Origin of the sequence: Pseudoalteromonas sp. P1-9, assembly GCF_001399975.1 — a bacterium.
Classification (GTDB): Bacteria; Pseudomonadota; Gammaproteobacteria; order Enterobacterales; family Alteromonadaceae; genus Pseudoalteromonas.
This window is the reverse complement of the sequence record NZ_LKBD01000026.1, coordinates 60835-67561: the sequence shown is the minus strand read 5'-3', so window position 1 is coordinate 67561 and position 6727 is coordinate 60835. Positions and strand designations below refer to the sequence as shown.

Sequence of the window (6727 nt, the reverse complement as noted above, 5' to 3'; positions counted from 1 at the left end):
AATCCTGAATCCTGAATCCTGAATCCTGAATCCTGAATCCTGAATCCTGAATCCTGAATCCTGAATCCTGAATCCTGAATCCTGAATCCATAATCTAAGTTCAGTCTGCAGGGTAAACATATTTCTGTACGTATTTTGCTGTTCTAGCTTATGGTAAAAATGACGTTTTAATTACTGCATTTTCACGTAATATAGTAGTATTAACATATATGTGAAGTTGTTTAGTCACACGTTAAACTGATTAATTTTATTAACTTAGTTACACTAATACTTTTTTGTGTCGATAAGAAGTGTGTCTTTCTAAATAAAAAGCAAAAAAAATTAGCTTAACATCGTGTGTAAACATAAATAATAAGAATATGAAGCGCTTTATTCAGTATCAAACAGATCGGTTATCCGCTATCCCAAATATGGCTAGCGCTATCTCGAAGAAAATATCAGAATTCCAATACGATTATCGTAAGATGTTGGAAGAGGCGTCTCTGTTTTTTGAAAAACATTACGAATACGAAGCCGAACTTACGCAATTAAATAAAAAGATCGTCGCTTACCAAGAACATATCGATATTGTCGAAAACTACCGCAAAGAAAAAGGTAAGTATCCGCTTATTAAAGGGCAACGATCTGCTCAGCGTTATTTAGAAAAACTACATCAAAAGATCGATGAAGCAGAGCTGCGCATCAAACAAATAGCAGCCGAGCGTTTGAAGGCTCGTGGTGAGCGTTATATTTCACTGGAAAAGCTAATCGATAATATTCTCGATTTGCTTGATGGGCCTAAAATATTCAGTCAGTTTTTGGGGACCATGGTACTTTCAACGCCGCTACCTAATGAGACGGTTCGGTGTACGCGAAACGAAAAAAACAAACCAATTTATATCACGGCATTAACCGTTGCGCTTTTTGAAGAAGCACGCCTATTTAACCAATTTACTTCACCCTATTTAAAACAAGCGCTGAGCGATATTATCGGATACGATAAAGTCAGCTTAATGCAGCGTCATGATTACAAGCCCTTCACCAAAGAGCAAAAAATGGCTTATCGTGAAGAAGTGCTTAAACCCATCGTTAAAGCTACTTTGCTTCGCCATATTGGCTCTTATGCACCTCATGCTGAAGCAATTTATCAAGGTAACCGATTCAGGCTGTTAGATGTAGAACAGCGTAATAAGTTATTAGCTGGAATTAAGCGAAACTCATATCTCTACTTGCGTCAGGGGGTGGGTTTACCGCAAAGACGTTTTGATAAAAAAGAAGAACGTGATGAGTTTTTTGAAATTGAAAATGCCAAGTTAGATTTTATGACTCAGTTGCTTGATTTTGATAATCAAGAACCTGAGCTGCGTGACTTGATGCGTATTCCTATGGTGTATGCTTCGTTTATGCTGTCTACCAAAGAGGAATATGATTATCGTAATATGTATCGCGCATATGACATTCTAAAAGATGGCATGAAGCAAGGTGAGTATAACGCTAATTTTTGTGCGCTATTCTTACGTATGGTTGGACGATTCCCGCTTGGCAGTGGCGTTTATTTTATCTCGCATGAAACTGAGCAAATTGAAAAAGGCATCGTTTCTTCTCTATTTCCTAAAAATCCAGAAGAGCCTTACGTAAAACAAATTACACGTAACCACATACAATCACTTAGCCAAACCGAAGTTTTGGTGGTACGCAGCACTAATATTTATTTTGAATCTACTCGTGATAATTCGGGGCTAGAAGAGGTGGTGTTTACACAGCGCTACCAACCACCGTATGTGTGGAATGCTAATGAAGTGTGGGAAGTTCAGGTGCCAGCGTTAGTCTTTTGGAAAAAGGATGGCACCACTAAAAACAGTAATCTCGCTATGCTATAGCATTAGCAGTTATTAGCGAGTTGCACACTGCCGCGGCGTTTTTGCCATTTTACCGCAGGTATTAACACCGTAGCTAATAACAGTGCATAAGCCATGTGCGCGCCAATGCCAAATGCAAGAGCCATGCAGGCAATAAACCCTAACGAAATCGTAATACGGTGTTTTGCTGCGAGTAATACCCATGCAGAGCACATGGTTGCAATATAGATAATAACAAAGACACCATTTACCCAGTTTATTAAATCTTCCAGGTCTTGACCGCTGAAATAGGTTACAACGAGCACTGTTGCCATGATGCTCAGTACACAAATCAACGCTCTTTGCGGCACATTATATTGGTTTGTGTATGCTAATGGCTTGGGTAATACTTTTTGTTCAGCGAAACTTGCGACGAGTTTGGCCAGACTTGTTGTATAAACGTTGATGGTAGCAAGGCCACCTGCTGTACCAAGTATGCCAATGATATAGTTACCGCCACTGAAATAGTGGTTAAATACGCCGATAATTGCCAGCTTTTGATCATTAGGGTGGGCCAAAACTAATACCGTAGATAATAAATAAATCACGCCAACAATGACACTGCCTATAATCATCGCTGGAATAACATCTTGCTTCGGCTTTTTAAACTCATTGGCAAGGTGTGACATAGCTTCAACACCAAGAAAACTCCAAAAAGCGAGACCCGCGGCACTTAGTATTTTATCGCTATCCAAACTCAGCGTTGTTTTCGATTGCATAACCACTTGTTCATTGCTGAAAGTAAATAACAGCATGACAATAAAGGTGATTAACAGGGTAAGCAGAAACTGTAGTTTTGCTGAAACATGAATGCCTTTTCGGTTTATGTAAAACAGGCATAAAAGCGCAGCGAGTTCGGCGAGTAATAATTGTACACCGCTAATATTTATCATTCCTTGCACAAACTGAAAGGTCATAATTATGGCTGCGGGTGCACCAATTGGCACGACTAACAAAAACATTAAGCCAATGACTCTGCCTGCAGTTTTGCCAAAGGCTTTTTCAACAAAATGGGCAGGGCCGCCTGAATGTGGAAAAAGTGACGATAGCTTTCCAAACACATAAGTAATAGGGATTAATCCCACTGTCAGTAGAAGCCAAGCGTATAGTGCATTACTTCCCGACATTTCGACGGTTAGCTGCGGTAGTATAAATACTCCGGTACCGAGTAAGGTTGTTGCCATCATGCCGGCGCCTTGCCAGCGTCCAATGCCTGTATTAACTGATTTCATGTTACTTTGTTTATGGTTTTTAATAGCGTTAGTATAGAAATATTTACTATCTCAAACTGTTTGAGTTGCTAGGCAGAGTGTGTGATATGCAGGTAAAATGACGGTATTACTGCAAAATTAAAACACTTTGAAGGTTTAGGTGATTAAGTATGCAAATGGATAAATTTGATCAGGCGATTATTGGTCAGTTAAAAATAAACGCGAGGCAAAGCGTATCGGCGATAGCTGATGCTGTAAATCTCTCGCGTTCAGCTGTTACCGAGCGGATTAAAAAACTAGAACGTCAGGGGCAAATTCGCGGCTATCAAGTCTTGCTAAGTGAATCGCAAAAAGTAGGTGTATCTGCTTACTTTGAAATTCAGCATCAGTGCACGCGTTGTTCAAACATTGTTAAGGTGTTTCAGGTGATCCCGGAAGTTTTAACGTGCCATGGCATTACTGGCGACATGGATTTATTGGTTTACGTGCAAACAGACTCGATGCAACGACTTCACGAAATTAGAGAATACTTAGACGCAGAGCCTGATATCGTAAAAATAAAGACGCATGTCGTAATGAGTGAATGGATTAATAATCTAGGCTAAGTACAGGTAAACTATCACTATATACGCCTGTTACAATTCGTTACGCAAAACTATAGTCGCAAATAATTTACTGGGTTAGCATGGGAAGGTTAAATACAAAGGGAATATTTATGAAAGCATTAAAACCAATCGCACTAAGTGCACTCTCACTAATAGTGCTTAGCGCATGCAATAACACTCAAAACAATAACCAAACTGATATTGCAGCGCCTATCGCCAAAAAGGTGCCATTTGAAATGAAGCACCATGGTAATACACGCGTTGATAACTATTATTGGATGCGTGACGATGAACGCAAAGATCCTGAAATTCTAGCGCATTTAGAAGCTGAAAATAGTTATACAGAACAAAAATTAAAACATACTGAAGCACTGCAAGCGCAATTATTTGACGAGATCAAAGGGCGCATTGTTAAAGATGATCAGTCTGTACCGGTAAAGCAGGGCGATTACTTTTACGGTAGTGAAGTAAGCGGTGATAACGAATATAGCGTATATACGCGCGCAAAAGATTTAGCAGGTACTGATAAGCAAGTACTGTTAGATGTTAACGAATTGGCAAAAGCACACGATTATTTTAGTGTTAGCACACTAACTGTAAGTGAAAACGATAATTTACTCGCGTACGGCGAAGATACATTAAGCCGTCGTATTTACACTATTCGCATTAAAGACCTAACTACAGGCGAATACTTAAAAGATAAAATTGAAGGTACTTCAGGCAATATTGTTTGGGGTAACGACAATACCTTCTTGTACTACATCAAAAAAGACCCGCAAACGTTACTTGGTTATCAGGTTTACCGCCATGTGCTGGGAACGGACCAAAGTAGTGACGAGCTAGTCTATGAAGAGAAAAACAAAGCTTACTACACTTATATTAGTAAGAGTAAAGACAGCAGTTTAGTTTACATTCACCATTCAAGTACTGAAGCACGCGGTGTATCAATTATCGATGCGAACGACGCTAAGGCGAAGCCAACGCGTTTTATTCCGCGTGAAGACAAGCACGAATACAGTATTGCTAAGTTAAATAACGATTTTTACATTACTACTAACCTAGATGCGGTTAACTTCCGTTTAATGAAAGTTGATGCAAGTAAAGTAGGTGATAAGGCGTATTGGCAAGAAGTTCTCCCTGCGCGTGATAACGTAAAACTTGAAGACATTACATTATTTGATAATCACTTAGTTTATCAAGAGCGTGAAAATGGTTTAACGAATGTAACTGTACGTAAGCTGGATTCAGGCAAAGAGTTTAACCTGGACTTTAAAGATACTGCGTTTGCTGCAGGTATGTACGGTAATAATGAACTTGATAATGCATCTGTTCGTTTGTACTACACTAGTATGACAACGCCTTCTAGTGTAATTGAATATACGTTAGAAGACGGTAAGAAAACTGTACTAAAAGAACAGAAAGTATTAGGTGACTTTAACTCTGATAACTATGTATCTGAGCGCATTATGGTAACGGCACGCGATGGTAAAAAAGTACCTGTATCTCTGGTGTATCATAAAGATAAGTTTAAAAAAGATGGTACTAACCCGCTTTACCAATATGGTTATGGCTCGTATGGAGCAACCTTCGACCCGACTTTCTCAACGTCACGTTTAAGCCTGCTTGACCGTGGTTTTGTTTACGCCATTGCTCATATTCGAGGCTCTCAAATGCTAGGTCGCCCTTGGTATGAAGATGGGAAAAAACTCACTAAGAAAAATACCTTTAACGACTTTGTTGACGTAACGAAAGCGCTTGTAGAGCAAGGTTATGGTGCAAAAGATAAAGTATTTGCGGTTGGCGGCAGTGCCGGTGGTTTATTAATGGGTGCTGTGATTAACCAAGCGCCAGAGTTATATCGCGGTGTTGCTTCTCATGTCCCATTTGTCGATGTAGTTACCACTATGCTTGATGAATCAATTCCACTGACAACAAACGAGTATGATGAGTGGGGTAACCCGAATGAAAAAGCGTACTATGACTACATGTTAAGTTACTCACCTTACGATCAGGTTAAACGTCAAGCGTATCCAAACCTGTTAGTAACAACTGGCTTACATGACTCGCAAGTACAGTACTTTGAACCTATGAAGTGGGTTGCTAAGCTGCGTGAATATAAGACGAACGATAACCTACTACTATTCAAAACGGATATGGAAGCGGGTCACGGTGGTGCATCAGGTCGCTTTAAACGCATAAACGATACTGCATTAGAGTATGCGTTCTTCATCGATTTACTAAAGCAGTAATACACATTTTAAAGGGGCGAAAGCCCCTTTCTTTTCTTTATTAAGCTAAGTTAGATTTCTTCGCCAGCTTCATCCATTTGAACAATCTCCGTTTCCTGCAAAGCCAGATCTATCCACTCGGCAAGTACAGAACAGCTCAATACTTTGTGCATATAAGCCGTTGCAGGAGCATTTAATGAAATGCCATAGGTTTTAAAACGCAGCGCGATAGGCGCAAACATGGCATCAACAATTCCCCAATCACCAAATAGCCAACCGCCTTGATGTTGAAACAGTGTGTGTTGTTCACTAAAAATCTGCTCAATGCGCGCAATGTCATTTTGGCTTTGTGCTGTCAGTTCCACTTTGCGTTTAGCGCGTATATTCATAGGCAGCTGATTGCGTAATGAGTTAAAACCAGCATGCATTTCTGCCGCTAATGCCCGAGCTTTTGCACGTTGCTGCGGATCACTTGGCCAGCCTTTATTAGATAAATAAGTTTCATTGATGTATTCGCAAATCGCGAGCGAATCCCATATGGTTGTACTACTATCAACTAACACAGGCACTTTAGCGAAGGGAGCAATTGTGGCAAGGGTATCGCTAAAACTTGGTGTCTCTAATTTTAAGTTGTGTTCAGTGAAGCTCAAACTGAATTTTTTCATTACAAGCCAGGCTCTTAGTGACCAGCTCGAATAGTTTTTATTAGCGATATATAAATCCATCTAGTGTTACTCTCAATTAGGTAGTTAGTTTAATTGCCAATAATTTATCGTGTTATTTATGCATCGAATAGCGCATAATTC

General features: G+C 39.8%; 5 protein-coding genes. 3 read left to right on the top strand and 2 right to left on the bottom strand.

The annotated features are described in order from the left end of the window. Positions 1–359: 359 nt before the first annotated feature. A complete protein-coding gene (locus AN214_RS15290; protein WP_152960781.1) occupies positions 360–1859 on the top strand; it encodes a hypothetical protein in 1500 nt (499 codons plus the stop codon). 2 nt (positions 1860–1861) lie between these two features. Here the strand turns inward: AN214_RS15290 and yjeH are convergent, their stop codons facing one another. Then, positions 1862–3109: an L-methionine/branched-chain amino acid transporter gene (gene yjeH, locus AN214_RS15285; protein WP_054980510.1), complete on the bottom strand. Its 1248-nt coding sequence runs from the start codon at positions 3107–3109 to the stop codon at positions 1862–1864. Between the two features lie 155 nt (positions 3110–3264). Between yjeH and AN214_RS15280 the strand changes: the two genes are divergently transcribed. Beyond that, complete coding sequence (locus tag AN214_RS15280; RefSeq protein ID WP_010562240.1) at positions 3265–3693, top strand: Lrp/AsnC family transcriptional regulator; 429 nt, start codon at positions 3265–3267, stop codon at positions 3691–3693. A 110-nt stretch (positions 3694–3803) separates the two neighbouring features. Then, positions 3804–5942: a S9 family peptidase gene (locus AN214_RS15275; RefSeq protein ID WP_082428596.1), complete on the top strand. Its 2139-nt coding sequence runs from the start codon at positions 3804–3806 to the stop codon at positions 5940–5942. A 50-nt stretch (positions 5943–5992) separates the two neighbouring features. On the opposite strand, the gene AN214_RS15270 is transcribed toward AN214_RS15275, so the two are convergent. Beyond that, the gene (locus tag AN214_RS15270) at positions 5993–6646 is read right to left on the bottom strand and encodes a glutathione S-transferase family protein (RefSeq protein ID WP_054980509.1); all 654 of its coding nucleotides are present in this window, start codon (positions 6644–6646) and stop codon (positions 5993–5995) included. Positions 6647–6727: the final 81 nt, after the last annotated feature.